This is a genomic window from Luteibacter sp. (assembly GCF_051958795.1).
GTDB lineage: Bacteria > Pseudomonadota > Gammaproteobacteria > Xanthomonadales > Rhodanobacteraceae > Luteibacter.
This window is the reverse complement of sequence record NZ_JBQCFT010000052.1, coordinates 1-15708: the sequence shown is the minus strand read 5'-3', so window position 1 is coordinate 15708 and position 15708 is coordinate 1. Positions and strand designations below refer to the sequence as shown.

Here is a 15708-nt window from a genome sequence, read left to right as displayed (position 1 = left end):
GTCAGGGTCTGGCCCTTCTGGCGCGCGTGCGCCAGCCACGCCAGCACCGTTGCCAGGCCGGCACTGTCCGCCTGCGTGACACCCGCGAGGTCCAGCGTCGCCGGCCGGTTGCGCTCGAGTGCGGCGCGGCCCGCCTCGAGTGCCGACGCCGCCGTGGCAAACGTCAACGCGCCGGAGACCCGCAGGGCCCCCGGCGCATCAGCCAGCTGGTACGTGGCCGGCTGGATCACTTGCCGCCGCCGGCCGTCTGGCCGCCGTTGGTTTCCTGCTTCATCTCGTCGATCGCGCCGGCGCCCTTCTGCTCAAGATCGGCCGTGAGCTTGTCCAGGCCTTCCTTCTTGATCTCGGCATCCACCTGGTTGCGGTAGTTCGTAATGTACGAGATGCCCTCGATGATCACGTCGTACGCCTTCCAGTCGCCGCTCTGGCTCTTACGGAACGCGTAGTCGACCGAAACCGACTTGCCGTCGTCCAGCATGACCTGCGTACGCACCACGGTGCGCTTGTTGTTCAGATCACCCGAGAACGGAAGCACCTTCACCTTGCCGCGGGTGTAGTTGAGCAGGCCCTCGGCGTAGCGGTGGGTGATCGAGTTGTAGAACGCCTTGGCGAAGCGCTCGCGCTGCTGCGGCGAGGCCTTGGTCGCGTTCTGGCCGAGCACCAGGATCGAGGCGTAGTCGATGTCGAAGTGCGGCAGGAACGTGTCGTCGATGACGGCGATCAGCTTTTCCTTGTCGTTCTTCAGTTCGGCCTGGTGGCCCTCGATGGCCTTGGAGAGGTCATCGGAGATCTGCTGCACGACCTGCTGGGGCGACTGGCCCTGCGTGGCGGGGGCGGGAGCGGCGGCCTGGGCGAAGACCGGCGCGGCGGCAACGGTGCCAACAGCAAGGGCAATAGCGAGGGAAAGCTGACGCAACATGCGGTATCTCCTGGACCGGCTTACTTCTTGCCGGCGTTATCGGGTTGGGCGCCGCCCTGGCCATTGCCCTGGGCGTTACCGTTGTTTGAGCTCGGGGAGCCGTTCACGAGGAACTTGCCGATCAGGTCCTCCAGCTGGAGCGCGGACTGGGTCAGCACGAGCTGGTCCCCATCCGCCAGGTACTCCGGCGACCCGCCTGGCTGGATCGCAACATACTGGCTACCGATCAAACCGCTTGTGAACACCGCGGCCGCCGAGTCATCCGGTATCTGGGAGTAGCGCTTGTCGATCGCAAGGGTCACCGTGGCCTCGACCGCACCCGGCTTGACCACCACCGATTCCACGCTGCCGATGGGCACGCCGGCCATCTTCACCGCGGCGCCGGCCTGCAGGCCGCCGATGTTGGTGAAATCACCCGTGACATGGAAGGTTCCGCCCAGGCGATCCGGGGCGCTGCCGCCGCCGAAGAACTTGCCGAGCATCTCTTCCAGCTGCTGGGCCGGACGGGTGAAGGCGAGCTCACCGCCCTCCTTCACCGGGTTCTTCGAGTGGCCGAACTGCAGGCCGATGTACTGGTCGCCAAGCAGGCCGCTGGTATAGATGGTGGCCACGGAATCGTCCGGGATGTCCTTGCGGGCATCGTCGATCGCCAGGGTCACCTTGGCCTCTTCCTTGCCCGGCACCAGCTCGATCGACGAGACCGAACCGACGCGGACACCGGCGATCTTCACCGGGGCGCGGACCTTGAGCTGGCCGACGTTGGCGAAGCGGGTTTCCACGTTGTACGTGGAACCGCCGTGCTGGTTGGCGACGGAGGTGGTCTGGGTGGCGAGGTAAGCCAGCGCGGCGAAGCCAAGCACGATGAACAGGCCGGTGCCGACGGCATAGGAACGTCTCTGGGTCACGGCACGATCCTCGAGGTAGATGCGAAAAGGGTTGCGTTCATGGCGGGCCTCCCTGCCTTCAGATCAGGAACGAAGTAAGGACGAAATCCAGCGCCAGGATGGCAATGGACGAGGCGACCACCGTGCGCGTGGTGGCGTACGCGACGCCTTCGCTGGTGGGCGGGGTGGTGTAGCCCTGGAACACCGCGATCAGCGAGACCACGATGCCGAAGGCAAAGGACTTGAGCAGCACGCCGTTGACGATGTCCTTGTGGACATCCACCGCGGCGGTCATGTTGGACCAGAAGGTGCCGTTATCGATGCCCAGCCAGGTCACGCCGACCAGGTGGCCACCGAAGACGCCCATGGCGCAGAACACGATGCCGAGCAGCGGCAGCGCGATGACGCCGGAGAGGAAGCGCGGCGCGATGACATAGGCGATCGGATCGACCGCCATCATTTCCATCGCGTCGAGCTGGTCGGTCGCACGCATCAGGCCGATCTCGGCCGTGATCGAGGTGCCCGCGCGGCCAGCGAACAGCAGCGCGGTGACCACGGGGCCAAGCTCGCGGTAGATGGCAATCGCCACGACGGTACCGGTGGCCGAGGTGCCGCCGAAGATCGACAGCACGTCGTACAGCTGCAGGCCCAGCACCATGCCGACGAACAGGCCGCAGGTCATGACGATGGTGAGGCTCATCGCGCCGATGAACCAGATCTGGCGGATGGTCTCGCGGAAGTAACGGAGGCTACGCGGGATCGCCGCGAGGATCGTCAGCAGGAACAGCCCGCTCGCGCCGATCTGCGCCAGGCTGCGGACGACGACATTATCTTCCCTGGTGGTCATGCCTTGTCTCCGGGAAACCCCAGCTGCGTGGCGTAGTCGCCCGCCGGGTACTGGAACGGAACCGGGCCATCGGCCTGCCCGCCGAAGAACTGTGCCGTCCAGGGCGAACCATCGCTGGCGAGCGTAGCCGGTGCGCCCTGCGCGACGACCTTGCCATTGGCGATAAGGAACACGTGGTCGGCCACCTTCTGCACGGCGGCGAACTCATGCGCCACCAGGATGCTGGTGATGCCGAGGGTTTCGTTGAGGGTGCGGATAAGCAGCAGCACCTGGTTCAGCGAGATCGGATCGAGGCCGACGAACGGTTCGTCGTACAGGATCAGCGCCGGGTCGAACACGATGGCGCGGGCCAGCGCCACGCGGCGGGCCATGCCGCCGGAAAGCTCGGTGGGCATGAGCCGCGCGGCACCGCGCAGGCCCACGGCCTGCAGCTTGTTGAGCACGATGTTGCGGATGAGTTCTTCCGGCAGCTTTGTGTGCTGGCGCAGCGGGAACGCCACGTTCTCGAACACGTCGAAATCGGTAAGCAGCGCGGAGTTCTGGAACAGGTAGCCGATGCGCTCGCGCAGCTCGAACAGCTTCTCGCGCGAAAGCTCCGGCACGTTCTCGCCGTTCACTTCCACCGTGCCGGCATCGCCGCGCATCTGCCCGGTGATGTGCTTCAGCAGGGTGGTCTTGCCGGTGCCGCTGGGGCCCATGATGGCGGTGACCTTGCCGCGCGGGATATCGAGATCCAGCGCGTCGAAGATCGTCTTGCCATTGAGCACCGTGGTCAGGCCGCGTACGCGGACGATGGCATCGTCGGTCATGGTGCGAGCAGTTCCTCGATCAGTGCCTCATGGCGTTTCGCCGCCCATTTCGCGCGGAGGCGGACGGCACGGACGATCGACTGCAGGTCGGCCAACGCATCTTCAAACCGATCGTTGACGATGATGTAGTCGAACTCGTGCGCGTGCGCGATTTCCTCGCGGGAATTGAACAGGCGGCGTTCGATGACGTCAGGGGCGTCCGAACCTCGACCGCGCAGGCGGCGCTCGAGTTCCACGCGCGAGGGCGGCAGGATGAACACGCTGACGCAGTCGGCCTTGCCCTTGCGGACCTGGCGGGCCCCCTGCCAGTCGATCTCGAGCAGGACATCCACGCCCGTGGTGAGCTTGTCCTCGACCACCGTGCGCGAGGTGCCATACAGGTTGCCGTGGACCTCGGCGTGCTCCAGGAAGATGCCATCCGCGATCTCGCGCTCGAAATCCGGCCGTTCCACGAAGAAGTAGTGGCGGCCGTACTGCTCACCCACGCGCGGCGGGCGCGTGGTGTGCGAGATGGACAAGGAGATCTGCGGTTCGCGCTCGAGCAGCGCATTGACCAGCGTGGACTTGCCCGCGCCCGAGGGCGCGGCGACCACGAACAGGGTGCCGTCACTCATCCGCGGGGATCTCGTTGGGGGGTCATGGCTCTTTCCCGTAACGCAAAGCGGGATTGTAGCCGGAATCGTGGGTTGGCCGCCTTGCAACGGCCTTTCCCACCCATGCCGGGATAGGCGAACCGCCCCCGGAAATCCCCCTCAGTGCCCCTGGCTACCAAACACAGCCAGCATCGTCGCCATAGCCACCAGGAACGCGAAGCCCACCCACACCGCCATCAGGATCCAGAAAACGCCCTTCGGCGCAGGCGGATTCACCTGGCCGGTGGTGCGCCAGCGTGCCACCCAGCTCATCTGCCCCTGCAGGTAGTAGTGGGTGAAGAAGAACAGGGTGACGTTGCCGATATCCGGCACCAGGCCGTAGGCGGGCAGCTTCTCACGCATGGAGCGGGCCATGGAGAACATGGCCACGTAGCGGAACACGATCATCGCCAGGCCCAGCAGGAAGAACAGGCCGAAGTAGGACATCACGCCCATGATGGCGCCGAGCCCGGGGTCGGGTGTGTCCAATGACCGGTTGAGCACCACGCCCATCATCACGAACCAGGTGACCGGCAGCAGGCACACCGAGATCACCAGCCACATCGTGGCCTTGCTGGCCGGATCGATCTTCTTGATCCACGACGCCTGCACGAACTGCCAGATCAGGCCCATCAACCCGCCGACGAAGAGATCGATCACGAAGATCAGCGCCCAGTGCATGTCGGGCGGGGGCGGCAGGTCATTATTCAGCGCGGCGGCCGGCATGCCCGGCGCCCGCGCCATCGGCGGCGGCATGGCGATACCCAGGATCATGTGCAGCGGCTGCCAGTCGGCCATGCCTTCGCGCCAGCCCATGGCGGTCGCCTCGACCTTTCCTTCGGCGATCCACGCGCGCAGCGTGGCCTCGTCGTACGGGCCAAAACGCTCGTCGTTTCGGCCTACCCAGATCTTGCTTTCGTCTGCCATTGCCCCTGTTCCCTTGCCCGGCGTGATGTCGCTGGCGAGTATGCCCAACGCGGGGCGCGGGCGTCACGCGACCAGCGGCGGCGTGACGGGCGCATAGCGCGCCGGCGATACGCCGACCACGCGTTTGAACGCATGGGAGAAGGCACTCTCGGAGCCATAACCCAGGTCGCGCGCCAGGGTTGCGACCGGCACGCTGCCACGCTGCAGCGCCTGGCAGGCCAGCCGCATGCGCCACTCGGTGAGGTAGGTGAGCGGCGCCGTGCCGGAGACCTTGCGGAAGTGCGCGGCAAACACGGTGCGCGACATCGCGGCCAGGCGCGCCATCTCGTCGAGGCGCCAGTCGCGGCCGGGTTCGGCATGGACGCGCCTGAGCACCGGCGCGAGGCGCGGGTCGGCGACGGCGCGTAGCCAACCCGGGGGAAGCAGGTCGCCGGAGGCCATGTGCGCGCGCAGGATCTGCACGAACAGCAGGTGGGCGAGCTGGGCCTGGGCAAGGCCGGCACCCGGTAGCGCATCGGCGCTTTCCTTCACCATCTGGTCGATCAGCCAGCGCATCGTCGCCGCTTCGGGTGCATTGCCTGGGATGTGGATCCACGGTGGCAATGCGGCGAGCAACATGGGTTCATAGGCAGGATGCACGCGGACGTGCCCGCCAATCTGCAGGGTTTCCGTGCCCTCGTTGAACGCGACGAGCCGCTGTGCGCCGTGCCATTCGAACTCGCCCGCAAAGCGCGCCGGCAGGTCCGGATCGCTCGCGAGCACGAAGGACAGCGGCGCGGCGAGGAGGATCACATCGCCCTCGCCCAAGGCGATATCGCGCGACTCCCCTTCGATCCGCATGACCACGCGACCGCGGGCCACGGCGAAGAATTTCAGCTTGTCGGGCGGCGGGAAGCGCACGGCCCAGTCGCCGCCCGCGGTGAAGCCGCCGGAGAGGACCGACTCGAACTCAGCCAGGCGGAGGATGGCGGTGATGGGGTCGTCGCTCATATCCGTACGATTGCGCATGCATGGCGTACTTTCAAGCATTCATCGTCCGGGAGGGCGCCCCTACCTTGATAGGGCACCCCACCCTGGAGCCTTCCATGCAGTCCCCTATCCCCTCTGGATTCACCGCCGCCAGCACAGCCGCGGACGTCATCAAAGGACACGATCTCGCCGGCAAGACCGCCGTGGTCACCGGCGGCTACGCCGGCCTCGGTCTCGAAACCGCCCGCACCCTGCGCGACGCGGGCGCCCGCGTCATCGTCCCGGCCCGCGACATGGCGAAGGCGCGCAAGGCCCTCGATGGTGAGGCCGGTATCGAGATCCTGCCGATGGACCTGGCCGACCCCGCGTCGATTGATGCCTTCGCGAAGCAGCTGGTCGATCGCGGCGAGCCGCTGCACCTGCTGATCAACAACGCGGGCGTGATGGCCTGCCCGCTCGAACGCGACGCGCGCGGCTACGAGCGGCAGTTCGCGACCAACCACCTGGGCCACTACCAGCTCGCCGTACGCTTGTGGCCCGCGCTGCGCCGCGCGAACGGCGCGCGCGTGGTCTCCGTGTCGTCGCGCGGCCACCGCTATTCACCGGTGGTGTTCGACGACCCGCACTTTGAACGCCGTGATTACGATCCGTGGCTCAGCTACGGCCAGTCGAAGACCGCGAACATCCTCTTCGCCATCGGCGTCGACCAGCGCGGCAAGGCCGACGGCATCCGCGCGTTCTCGCTGCACCCGGGCGCGATCGTCACCGACCTTGCCCGTTACATGAGCGTCGACGACATGCGCAAGTTCGGCGCCATCGACGACGAAGGCAAGCCGGTGGTCGATATCCAGCGCGGCATGAAAAGCGTGGCGCAGGGCGCGGCGACCAGCGTGTGGGCCGCCACCAGCCCCATGCTCGACGGCAAGGGCGGCCTGTACCTCGAGGACAGCGACATCGCGCCCCTGCTCGATGACGCGACCGTCGCCGCCGAAGACCTGCGCAACCTGCACGGCGTCCGCCCCTACGCAATCGACCCCGACGCAGCCGACGCGCTGTGGGAACTAAGCGAACAACAAACCGGCGCCCGGCTGCCCTGATGCGATAGTGCCCGTGTGGGAGCGCGCTTGCGCGCGATCGCGTAGGAGCCCACCCTGTGGGCGACATCTTTCGCCTCGGCGCGCAGGGTCTGCGGCCGTGTCGCGAACAGCGTCGCCCACAGGGTGGGCTCCTACGACGAGTTGGATCACGGCTTTTTGTAGATCGCGCCGCCCTTCATCACGAAGGGCACGTTCGCCAGCACTGCGATGTCTTTCGTCGGGTCACCGGGTACGGCGATGATGTCCGCATCGAGGCCGGCCTTGAGCTGGCCGATGTGGTCCTGCTGGCGGAGTACCTTCGCATCGACGGCTGTGGCGGCGAGCAAGGCCTTCGCCGGGTTCATCCCGTCGCGGACCATCCACTCGAGTTCCTTGTAGTTCGTGCCGTGGGTGAAGACGCCTACGTCGCTGCCCGCGCCGATCGTCACGCCCGCATCGAGGGCGCGCTTGAACGCCGTGGCCGAGGTCTGCATCGATTCGGTCGGCGGCCCACCGGGCTTCCAGCCACCGAAATACTCGGCATAGGCGGCGCTGGCCTCGAGCGTGGGCATGTAGGCGACGTTGTGTTTCTTCATCAGCGCGAACACGTCGGGCGTCCCGTCGTAGCCGTGTTCGATCGTATCGACGCCGGCGAGCACCGAACGGCGCATGCCTTCCGCCGTGGTCGAATGCACCGCCACGGGCAGGTTCAGCGAGTGTGCTACTTCCACCGCGGCATTCAGCTCCTCCTGCGTGAGCGTGGGCGAGGAGCCTTTCGCCTTGCCGCAGTGATAGTCGGCGTAGAGCTTGATCCAGTCGGCGCCATGCGCGGCCTGGTCACGCACCGCATCCACCATCTGCGCGACGCCACTCACGGGGATCGCTCCCTGCGGCAGGTCCATGTCCTCGCGGAAGCCAAGAGGCCCCGGGCCGTAGCAATGCGCGGCCACCGTCGCGCGCGTCGCCACGAACAGGTGCGGGCCGGGAATCAGCCCCTTGTCGATCGCGCGTTGCACGTCGACATCGGCATAGCCCGCACCCTCGGTGCCAAGATCGCGCAGGGCCGTGTAGCCGGCCATCAGCGTATCGCGCGCGTGCTTCACGGCTTCGACGGTACGAAAGGCCAGCGTCTCCTTCAGTACCTGGTCGTTCCACAGCGTCTCGTTGTACGGGTGCAGGAAGATGTGCGAGTGCGCGTCGATCAAACCCGGTAGCAGCGTCATGCCCGGGAAGGAGAGCGTCTCCGTTCCTGCCGGCGCCGTGACCTGGTTTTCCGGCCCGACCGCGGCGATCTTGTCGCCCTGGACCAGCACGACCCACCCCGCGTGCGTTTGCTCATCGCGCGCGTCGAAAACACGATCGGCCTTGAGCAGCACGGGATGTGCCGCCGGCTTCGGCAGGTCTTCCGCATGCGCGGCGAACGTGAGCGCGAGGCCGGTCGCGAGGGCAAGCAGCGTCTTCTTCATGGCGTGGTGTCCTTGTCACCGGGGTGGTAGGCGCGCTCGACGTGGCCTTCGAGCTCGTCCGGCCAGAAATACACCTTGCGCAGGTTGCCCGTGGTGTAGCGCTCGGCCTCGTCGTTGAAATGCTTCGAGCCGGGATGGCCGCTTTCGCCGCCGGCGGTGATCGCCCGCGCGCTCACCCTGGGCCCGAACTCGACCACGGCGACGAAGCTGTTGCCGCTCGTGCCGTAATAACGCTTCGTGCCCGGCCAGCGATGCGCGCCGAACGAGGCCAGCGAGCCCCAGCGCGAAGAGGTGAACGGCACGGGGATGCTCGGCTTCGCATCGTCGAACACTTGCGCGATTGCCGCATCGTTGCGCTGGTAGCGGTTGACCTCGCCCCACGGAACGCCCCAGCTCCCGAAGTCCTTTTCCAGGCGGTCGGCGGCATCGGCGAGCGCCTGCAGCCGCGCCTGCGGCCCGGCCTTCCCGGCCATCACGTCGTAGATGCTCAGGCCTTCCTGCGTGTCTTCCTTGCTGGCCTTGTCCCAGAGGATGTCACCCCAGAACACGGCAAGCGTCGTTGGCATCGAGGCGATGCCCCAACGGTAATCCCACGCACGCAGCAGTCCGACAGGACCGCGCAGCTTTGCTTTCAGCGGGTCGCTGGCGGGCAGCGCATCGTAGTCCCTGATCAGGATGGGAAGCTGCCGTTCGAAGGCGGGCAGGTACGAATCAAACGCCGCCGCGAGCAGCGAGGCCTTGGTGAAGTCGCGCTGGCCGGTGAGCACTCGCGTCGCGTGGATGCCGCGAGGATTTTCGCCCACCGAGTCCATGTACTTCGGGAACTCCGCCTGCTTGGGGCTATCCGGGCCCGCGGCCGAGTACGGCCAGTCGTTGGTGTTGAAGATCCAGCCGGTGCCGGGATTGAACAGGCGGGGTGCCTTGTCCAGCGGCAGGAGCGCCTGCCAGTCGGTCGCCGGATCGCTGCCGTCCACCGGCTTGGTGTAATCGAAGCGGTCATCGCGCTTCGGAATGAACTGCGGGTGCAGGTAAGCGATGTTGCCCTTGTCGTCTGCGTAGATCGTGTTGTTCGACGAATTGGCCTTCAGCTCGGCGACCTTCATGTAGGCCGCATAGTCGTTGGCCTTCGTCCGCAGCCAGCTCTGCTGCAGCGCCTCGAGCGGCTTGGTCATCAGGGCAAAGGCGATCCACTTGTCGCCCTGCGTGCGCACGATAGGACCATGGTGCGTCGCATAGGTGGTGAAGTGCCGGTCGCCCTGCCCCTTCACCCGCACCACGATCTCGCGCGTCGCCACCGGCCGCGTTTCCTTGCCATAGCGATAGAACAGCTTGCCGTCCTGCTTCACGATCGTCTCGGCGAACTCATCGACCACGTCGATACCCGACGAGGTATGCATCCACCCGATGTGCTTGTTGAAGCCCTGGTAGATGAAGAACTGGCCCCAGGTCACCGCGCCGTACGCGTCAAGGCCCTGGTCGCTCGACATCTGCAGTTCCGAGCGGAAGAAGAACGAGGTGTGCGGGTTGATCAACAGTAGCGCGTGCCCATCCGCGGTGAGCTTTGGCGCGATGGCGATGCCATTGGAACCGGTCGGCTCCCACCAGCTCGATGGCGGCGTGACCTGGGCCAGCGCACCGGCTGGGTCATTGCCGTAGAAGGCCTGGAGATCCTTCGTCGAGACACGCTCGATGTCGCCACCGATACTGCCTTCCGAAAAGCTCAGCGCCATCCATGGTTCGAAACGGGTGATAACGCGCGGATGCGTATCCGGATGACTGGCGAGGTAGTAGTTCAGGCCATCGGCCCAGCTATCCATCAGGGCCTTGAGCCACGTGGGGCTGCGGGCATACATGGCCTTCAGCTGGGTTTCGTCGACGAAGAGCTTCTGGCGCAGGTCTTTCCAGACCGCAGGCTCACCTTCTGCTTCGGCAAGCCGCCCGAGCGACACCAGGTAATTGGTCTCCACCCGGTTGAAGTCGTCCTCGGCCTGCGCGTAGGCCATGCCGAACACCGCATCGGCATCCGTCTTGCCATGCACGTGGGCGATACCCCAGTCATCACGGATTATCGAGACCGCGGCGGCCTCCCGCTGCCAACGCGCGGCATCCGCATCGGCGGCGGCATGCGCCGCCGGCACAAGAAGCGACGCACTAAGCACGGCCAACGCGCGACGGCGAATTCCAGACATGATCAGTTACCCCTGACGGACCGCCGATCGTAGCGCTTGGGGATGCGGCGGCGTCAAGTACCGGGACGCCGCCGCTCGATTATTAGCGCGTCATGGTCGGGCCGCTCATCTGGGCCTGCTGGGATTCGGCCTGGATTCGATCCTGGGCCCTCTGCTGGGTGGCCTCTCGATTGAGTTCGTGTTGCTGGAACTGTTGCATCGCCTCCGGCCAGCGCGCCGCACTCTGCTCCATCGATGTATTGGCTTCGGAGGTCTGCACGCAGGTCTGCAGATCAAACAAATGATCCCGTCGCCCAGGTGGGGTTTGCACACCCCACAGCTTGGTACCGTCAGGAGAAAGAGCGACCTGGTCGACACGCTGCAAACCGTCGGACCTTGCCTGAACAGTCAGTGCGGCCGCGATGTTATCGCTGTATTGGTCCGGCGACCGGCCAAGCGATTGGTCCAACGCCACGACGTGCTCTCGCACCTGTTGATAGAGAGAGAAGTCCGGGTGCGTTCTATCGTCCAGCCGGCAGGCAGCTATGCGCGGGGCAGGATTTGTGAGCGCATCTTGCTTGCGGGCTTGGACCTGTTGATCAAGCATGGTCATCGTGAGGGCCCCGGCCTCGCCAGACGCAGTCAACCCGACAGATCGCTGGAAAGCGATGACGGCTTGAGCGGTCGACGGGCCGAAGTCACCGTCGGCACGAATTTGCTGCCCGCGATCGTTCAGAATGTTGAGGGACGCTAGCTTCTCTTGGAGGTCGGTGACACGTCCACTCGGCGCCCCAGGCTTGATCGGAGACGCTTCATTCCAGAGCTTCGCAAACTCCGCGTTAGTTGCAACTCGCCCCGTCTCGTCCAACACACCGAGGGCGGCCTTTTCGCTCGCTATGCGCGTCTCCACGCCTGAACGATTCCTGGCGTCAGAACTTCGAAAGTCAGACGCGACATGGCGAAGCTTGGAGTCTTGCACAGCGTCGACGATCTGCCGATCCGTCAATGATCCGGCGTCAAAATCCTTCCCGAACGACTCCTCAAGGCCCCGCACAACGATGCCCGGCGCACTCGAATATTGAACCGACGTGCTCCAAACCATGTCCTGCACAGCCGGCCCGCGTCCCTCGACGTCAATGCCGCGTGCCGCAAGGCGTGAAATAGCCGGGTCGACATGGGTCCGCTTGATGAAGTCGTGCTGATCGGCACCGAAATCAGGCTGTTCGGCCGCAACTTCACGCCACTTGTCATTGAAGGCTGGTGTACCCGGCTCAAGATCCTTGAATTGCTCGCCGAAGCGCGACTGTCGCAGATACTTCTGTAGCGTCCCCGGCCCGGTTGCCAATTGATAGGTACCGTAGGAAGCGCCACCGTGGTCACCCCTGCCGAGCGATACCGCGCCGGGATCGCCGGTCGCGCTTTCAAACCGAGCGGACGTGGCGCCTACACGCCACTGCTCCTGATCCGTCATGTCGTGCTCCAGTGTTACGGCCTTACTTGGCCAAAAGCTTCTCTAATTCATTTGCTCGAGTAGCCGTGCCTTCCAGCATGCAATCGGATGCCTGGACTTCCTCGGATTGCGACGCGCCCGGACGCACTTCGCATTGCTTATCCAATGCGTCGGCCCATTGCTTCTGATCCGCTTCCATCGAGGCCCTGGCGGCAGGCGCGGCCCGAGCGTCCTGTTGCTCGCGGGCATGCTTGATTCGAGATTCCTGAAACTCAAGCTCTTCATCGGCACACGCGATTATCCGGGGATTGTTCGCGAAGCTGCTATCGATGCATTCCTGATACGAGGGGCGGAACCCTCTCTTCGCATTCAGTGCCAGTACGTCGCGGCCGGCCGTGAGCGGCTTTGCACCATACGTTGCCGGATCGGTAAGGCGACGCTCAATTTCGGTCGCTCTGGTGGCTGTTTGAACTAGAGCGCAATCGTACCCCACCATGTCGGCGCCCTGCCCGGATTCATCGGGGGACGTACATGTGGATTCCTTGTGCTTTATCCACTGCCGTTCCTCGAGCTTCAGCGGCGTCCTGTTCGCATCGCCAACAGCCGCCATGAGCTGCTTATAAGCGGCATTGAGCCTCTTATCCTGGAAGGCGAACTCGTCACTCATGCAGGACTTGATCGCGGGCGTAACGCCGCCCGCAGCATCAAGGCACCGTAGGTAGGATGGCCTGATCTTGACGGCCAGGTATTGCGACCGTTCTTGCTCGGTTGCTGCGTGCGACGCGGAAGAAAAGGCTCCCAGTGCGCAGGAAACAATGCACAGCCATGCGTGCAACATGGAATGGTACGCACCGCCCCGGGCTATCAACGACATAGACGATCCCTGTAAACCCATATGACACACGCTGCGCCGATCGACAGTCTAATGATCGCTGTCGAAACTTCAAGTAACTTACTGTCGATAAAGAAAAAATGAGAGTTATCTCACGAATTTCCGTCGTGCACGCGCTACGCGCTTAAGCATCTGGCGGAAGACGCCCACGCAACCGCGGCGCCGCGAAATCCAGGAACGCGCGCAACTTCAGCGGCAACGGTGCCTGCCCTTTATGCACAAGGTGGATCGGCAGCGGCGCGGTTTCGTACGGCGCGAGCACGCTGCGTAGCGAACCCTCGCGCAATGGTGCGGCGACCTGGTAAGAGAGCACGCGGACCAGCCCCACGCCGAGGATCGCCGCATCGATCGCGGCCTCCGCGGTGTTGACGGCGAGGCGCGATGGTACCGGCACCGACACCTGGGCCTTGCCCTCGCCGAACACCCACGCGCGGGTGGATTCCAGGACTTCGAAACTCACGCACTCGTGCCTGGCGAGGTCGCGCGGCGTCTCGGGCGTGCCGTGTGCCGCGAGGTAGCCCGGGCTTGCGCAGACCACGCGGCGCACGTTGCCGACGCCGACCGCCATGAGGTTGCTGTCGGGCAGTTCGCCGATCCGGATCGCTGCGTCCACCTGCTCTTCCATCAGGTGCACCACGCGGTCGGTCAGGTTGAGGTTCACCCCGATCTCCGGGTACTGAGCCAGGAACTCCGCGACCACCGGCACGACGTGGAGCCGGCCGAAGACCACCGGGGCGGTCACCGTCAGCTCGCCACGCGGCTGGACGTATTCGCCCATGGCATTCCGCTCGGCCTCGCCAACCTCCTCGAGGATCCGCCGGCAGGCGGCGACGTAGGAGGCGCCCGCCTCAGTAAGGGTGAGCTGCCGGGTCGTGCGGAGGAGTAGCCGCGTGCGCAGGTGGGTTTCCAGCGCCGCGACCTTGCGGCTGACCGTCGCCAGCGGCAGCCCAAGCTGCCGCGCGCCCGCCGACAGGCTGCCCGCATCGACCACCGCCACCAGGATCGCCATGGATTCGAGCTGGTTCATGCGGCCCTCTCAAAATATGGAAGGATCATTCCCGATCGTGCCAGATTCTCTTGGATCACGGCCAGACCTATCTTCCGGTCATCCCACCCAGGAGCCTGCCGTGAACGGCCCATCCCCCACCGTTTTACCCGCCCCCGCCGAGGCCGCCTCGCGCGGGAAGATCCTGATGATGGCCGTGGTCGCCGGCGCCGTCATCACCAACCTTTATTGCGTGCAGCCGATCCTTCCGCTGATCGCCGGTGGGCTGCATGCCACGCTGACCGCCGTGGATCTCGTCGCTGGCGCGGCGCTGCTCGGCTTCTCTGCCGGCCTGGCGCTGTTGTTGCCGCTCGGCGACCGCTTCGACCGGCGCGCGCTGGTGCTCGCGCAGATTGCGGTCGCCTTCGTCCTCGATATCGTCGCGCTGTTCGTCCCCGGCATCGTCGGCCTGGCCATGGTCTCGTTCGGCATCGGCATGGTGAGCTGCGTGCCGCAACAGCTGGTGCCGTTCGCCGGTGCGATGTCGGCACCGAGCGAGCGGGGCCGCAATGTCGGGACCGTGGTGAGCGGCATCATGATCGGGATCCTCGTCGGCCGCACGGTCGCGGGCCTGGTCGGGCAGGCGTGGGGCTGGCGCGCGGTGTATGGCGTCGAAGCCCTGCTCATGGTGCCTTCCGCCATCGTCGCGCTGTCGATGCTGCCGAAGGGCGTGCCCTCGACCACACTTTCCTATGGCCGCCTGCTGGCGTCTCTTTGGCCGCTGATGCGCGACAACCGGCCCATCCGCGATTCGATGGTGGTGCAGGCCCTGCTCTGGGCGTGCTTCAACGCGTTCTGGGTGAACCTTGCCGCGCTGCTCGCGAACGGGCCGTGGCACCTCGGCAGTGCGTGGGCCGGCGGCTTCGGCATCATCGGCGCGGCCGGTGCGTTCGCGGCATCGCTCGGCGGGCGCACCGCCGACCGCAAGGGCACGCGCTATGTCGTGGGCGCGAGCATCGGCATCGTCACGCTGGCGTACGTGCTGCTCGCCGGTGCGAACAGCTCGCTCGCCCTGCTGGTCATCGGCGTGATCGTGCTGGATATCGGCGTGCAGGCCGGCCTGGTCTCGAACCAGACCCGCGCCTTCGCGGTGGACCCAAAGGCGCAGGGGCGGATCAACAGCCTCTACATGACCGCCACGTTTATTGGTGGCGCACTCGGCACGGTCATCAGCGGGTGGCTGATGAACCGGTTCGGCTGGAACGGTGTGGTGGGCCTGGGCTTAGTGCTCGGCGGCCTGGCCATGGCCTGGCACAAGGCGGGCGCGCGCAGTCAACGGTTTGTCTCGGCTGGCTGATCAGCTTGGCGGCGACAGCCGGCCGCGCCCATTGGCAGCTTCACGGCCCGCACCAACGCGAGGCTCGCCGATGCTTGCTGACCCGGCGCGTCGACAATGAAGCACTGGGGGCCCATGAAAAAGCTCTGTGCCGAATACTTAGTACGTTTGAGTTATTGAAACACGCGTCCAACCTATCGAACCTATGAAGAGAGAAGACATCTTCGATAATCCGAAAACTCAAAGACGAAGATGCGGCTCCCAACAGGCGCCGCAGGGAACATGACCTGAGTGCGTTGGCGCACCGGTGGAAGGGTTGAAACGACAGGGCTGATGCCGGAAGAGCCT

General features: G+C 65.4%; 15 protein-coding genes. 2 read left to right on the top strand and 13 right to left on the bottom strand.

Going from position 1 to position 15708, the window contains the following annotated elements; translation table 11 throughout:
• The 8 genes from ACTHLF_RS02925 to ACTHLF_RS02890 form a co-directional block, all read right to left on the bottom strand.
• Window positions 1–230: STAS domain-containing protein (locus tag ACTHLF_RS02925; RefSeq protein ID WP_440324711.1), on the bottom strand; the 230-nt coding region annotated here is incomplete at its 3' end.
• Complete coding sequence (locus tag ACTHLF_RS02920) at window positions 227–919, bottom strand: MlaC/ttg2D family ABC transporter substrate-binding protein (RefSeq protein WP_440324709.1); 693 nt, start codon at window positions 917–919, stop codon at window positions 227–229. The genes ACTHLF_RS02925 and ACTHLF_RS02920, both read right to left, overlap by 4 nt.
• 20 nt (window positions 920–939) lie before the next feature.
• Window positions 940–1824, bottom strand: coding sequence for an outer membrane lipid asymmetry maintenance protein MlaD (gene mlaD / locus ACTHLF_RS02915; RefSeq protein WP_440324707.1), 885 nt, complete (start codon window positions 1822–1824; stop codon window positions 940–942).
• A 58-nt stretch (window positions 1825–1882) separates the two neighbouring features.
• Window positions 1883–2650: a lipid asymmetry maintenance ABC transporter permease subunit MlaE gene (mlaE, locus tag ACTHLF_RS02910; protein WP_440324705.1), complete on the bottom strand. Its 768-nt coding sequence runs from the start codon at window positions 2648–2650 to the stop codon at window positions 1883–1885.
• Window positions 2647–3459 (bottom strand): ABC transporter ATP-binding protein, encoded by an 813-nt coding sequence (locus ACTHLF_RS02905; protein ID WP_440324704.1) that lies wholly within the window; start codon window positions 3457–3459, stop codon window positions 2647–2649. Before ACTHLF_RS02905 ends, mlaE begins: the two co-directional genes overlap by 4 nt.
• Window positions 3456–4073 carry a guanylate kinase gene (gene gmk / locus ACTHLF_RS02900; protein ID WP_440324702.1) on the bottom strand — a complete coding sequence of 206 codons (618 nt, stop codon included), beginning with the start codon at window positions 4071–4073 and terminating at the stop codon, window positions 3456–3458. Before gmk ends, ACTHLF_RS02905 begins: the two co-directional genes overlap by 4 nt.
• Before the next feature lie 138 nt (window positions 4074–4211).
• On the bottom strand, window positions 4212–5018 hold the full coding sequence (locus ACTHLF_RS02895) for a DUF4339 domain-containing protein (RefSeq protein WP_440324700.1): 807 nt from the start codon (window positions 5016–5018) through the stop codon (window positions 4212–4214).
• Between the two features lie 63 nt (window positions 5019–5081).
• Window positions 5082–6026, bottom strand: coding sequence for an AraC family transcriptional regulator (locus ACTHLF_RS02890; protein ID WP_440324698.1), 945 nt, complete (start codon window positions 6024–6026; stop codon window positions 5082–5084).
• A 77-nt stretch (window positions 6027–6103) separates the two neighbouring features.
• Here ACTHLF_RS02890 and ACTHLF_RS02885 point away from each other — a divergent pair, with 77 nt between their 5' ends.
• Window positions 6104–7084 carry an oxidoreductase gene (locus ACTHLF_RS02885; RefSeq protein ID WP_440324696.1) on the top strand — a complete coding sequence of 327 codons (981 nt, stop codon included), beginning with the start codon at window positions 6104–6106 and terminating at the stop codon, window positions 7082–7084.
• A 146-nt stretch (window positions 7085–7230) separates the two neighbouring features.
• On the opposite strand, the gene ACTHLF_RS02880 is transcribed toward ACTHLF_RS02885, so the two are convergent.
• The 5 genes from ACTHLF_RS02880 to ACTHLF_RS02860 all read right to left on the bottom strand — a co-directional run bounded on the left by ACTHLF_RS02880 (window position 7231) and on the right by ACTHLF_RS02860 (window position 14066).
• Window positions 7231–8529: an amidohydrolase family protein gene (locus tag ACTHLF_RS02880; protein ID WP_440324694.1), complete on the bottom strand. Its 1299-nt coding sequence runs from the start codon at window positions 8527–8529 to the stop codon at window positions 7231–7233.
• Window positions 8526–10718: a penicillin acylase family protein gene (locus tag ACTHLF_RS02875; RefSeq protein ID WP_440324692.1), complete on the bottom strand. Its 2193-nt coding sequence runs from the start codon at window positions 10716–10718 to the stop codon at window positions 8526–8528. Before ACTHLF_RS02875 ends, ACTHLF_RS02880 begins: the two co-directional genes overlap by 4 nt.
• Window positions 10719–10800: 82 nt before the next feature.
• A complete protein-coding gene (locus tag ACTHLF_RS02870) occupies window positions 10801–12168 on the bottom strand; it encodes an XVIPCD domain-containing protein (RefSeq protein WP_440324690.1) in 1368 nt (455 codons plus the stop codon).
• A gap of 22 nt (window positions 12169–12190) precedes the next feature.
• Window positions 12191–12985 (bottom strand): lysozyme inhibitor LprI family protein, encoded by a 795-nt coding sequence (locus tag ACTHLF_RS02865; RefSeq protein ID WP_440324688.1) that lies wholly within the window; start codon window positions 12983–12985, stop codon window positions 12191–12193.
• A 178-nt stretch (window positions 12986–13163) separates the two neighbouring features.
• Window positions 13164–14066, bottom strand: a complete 903-nt coding sequence (locus ACTHLF_RS02860) for a LysR substrate-binding domain-containing protein (RefSeq protein ID WP_440324686.1) — start codon at window positions 14064–14066, stop codon at window positions 13164–13166.
• A 100-nt stretch (window positions 14067–14166) separates the two neighbouring features.
• Between ACTHLF_RS02860 and ACTHLF_RS02855 the strand changes: the two genes are divergently transcribed.
• Entirely contained in the window at window positions 14167–15381 is a 1215-nt protein-coding gene (locus ACTHLF_RS02855; RefSeq protein WP_440324685.1) for an MFS transporter, read from the top strand.
• Window positions 15382–15708 lie beyond the last annotated feature (327 nt).

Coding starts and splice junctions, on each gene's coding strand:
- ACTHLF_RS02920 (WP_440324709.1), bottom strand. CDS start 919: ATGTTGCGTCAGCTTTCCCTCGCTATTGCCCTTGCTGTTGGCACCGTT.
- mlaE (WP_440324705.1), bottom strand. CDS start 2,650: ATGACCACCAGGGAAGATAATGTCGTCGTCCGCAGCCTGGCGCAGATC.
- ACTHLF_RS02905 (WP_440324704.1), bottom strand. CDS start 3,459: ATGACCGACGATGCCATCGTCCGCGTACGCGGCCTGACCACGGTGCTC.
- gmk (WP_440324702.1), bottom strand. CDS start 4,073: ATGAGTGACGGCACCCTGTTCGTGGTCGCCGCGCCCTCGGGCGCGGGC.
- ACTHLF_RS02895 (WP_440324700.1), bottom strand. CDS start 5,018: ATGGCAGACGAAAGCAAGATCTGGGTAGGCCGAAACGACGAGCGTTTT.
- ACTHLF_RS02890 (WP_440324698.1), bottom strand. CDS start 6,026: ATGCGCAATCGTACGGATATGAGCGACGACCCCATCACCGCCATCCTC.
- ACTHLF_RS02885 (WP_440324696.1), top strand. CDS start 6,104: ATGCAGTCCCCTATCCCCTCTGGATTCACCGCCGCCAGCACAGCCGCG.
- ACTHLF_RS02880 (WP_440324694.1), bottom strand. CDS start 8,529: ATGAAGAAGACGCTGCTTGCCCTCGCGACCGGCCTCGCGCTCACGTTC.
- ACTHLF_RS02875 (WP_440324692.1), bottom strand. CDS start 10,718: ATGTCTGGAATTCGCCGTCGCGCGTTGGCCGTGCTTAGTGCGTCGCTT.
- ACTHLF_RS02870 (WP_440324690.1), bottom strand. CDS start 12,168: ATGACGGATCAGGAGCAGTGGCGTGTAGGCGCCACGTCCGCTCGGTTT.
- ACTHLF_RS02865 (WP_440324688.1), bottom strand. CDS start 12,985: ATGTTGCACGCATGGCTGTGCATTGTTTCCTGCGCACTGGGAGCCTTT.
- ACTHLF_RS02860 (WP_440324686.1), bottom strand. CDS start 14,066: ATGAACCAGCTCGAATCCATGGCGATCCTGGTGGCGGTGGTCGATGCG.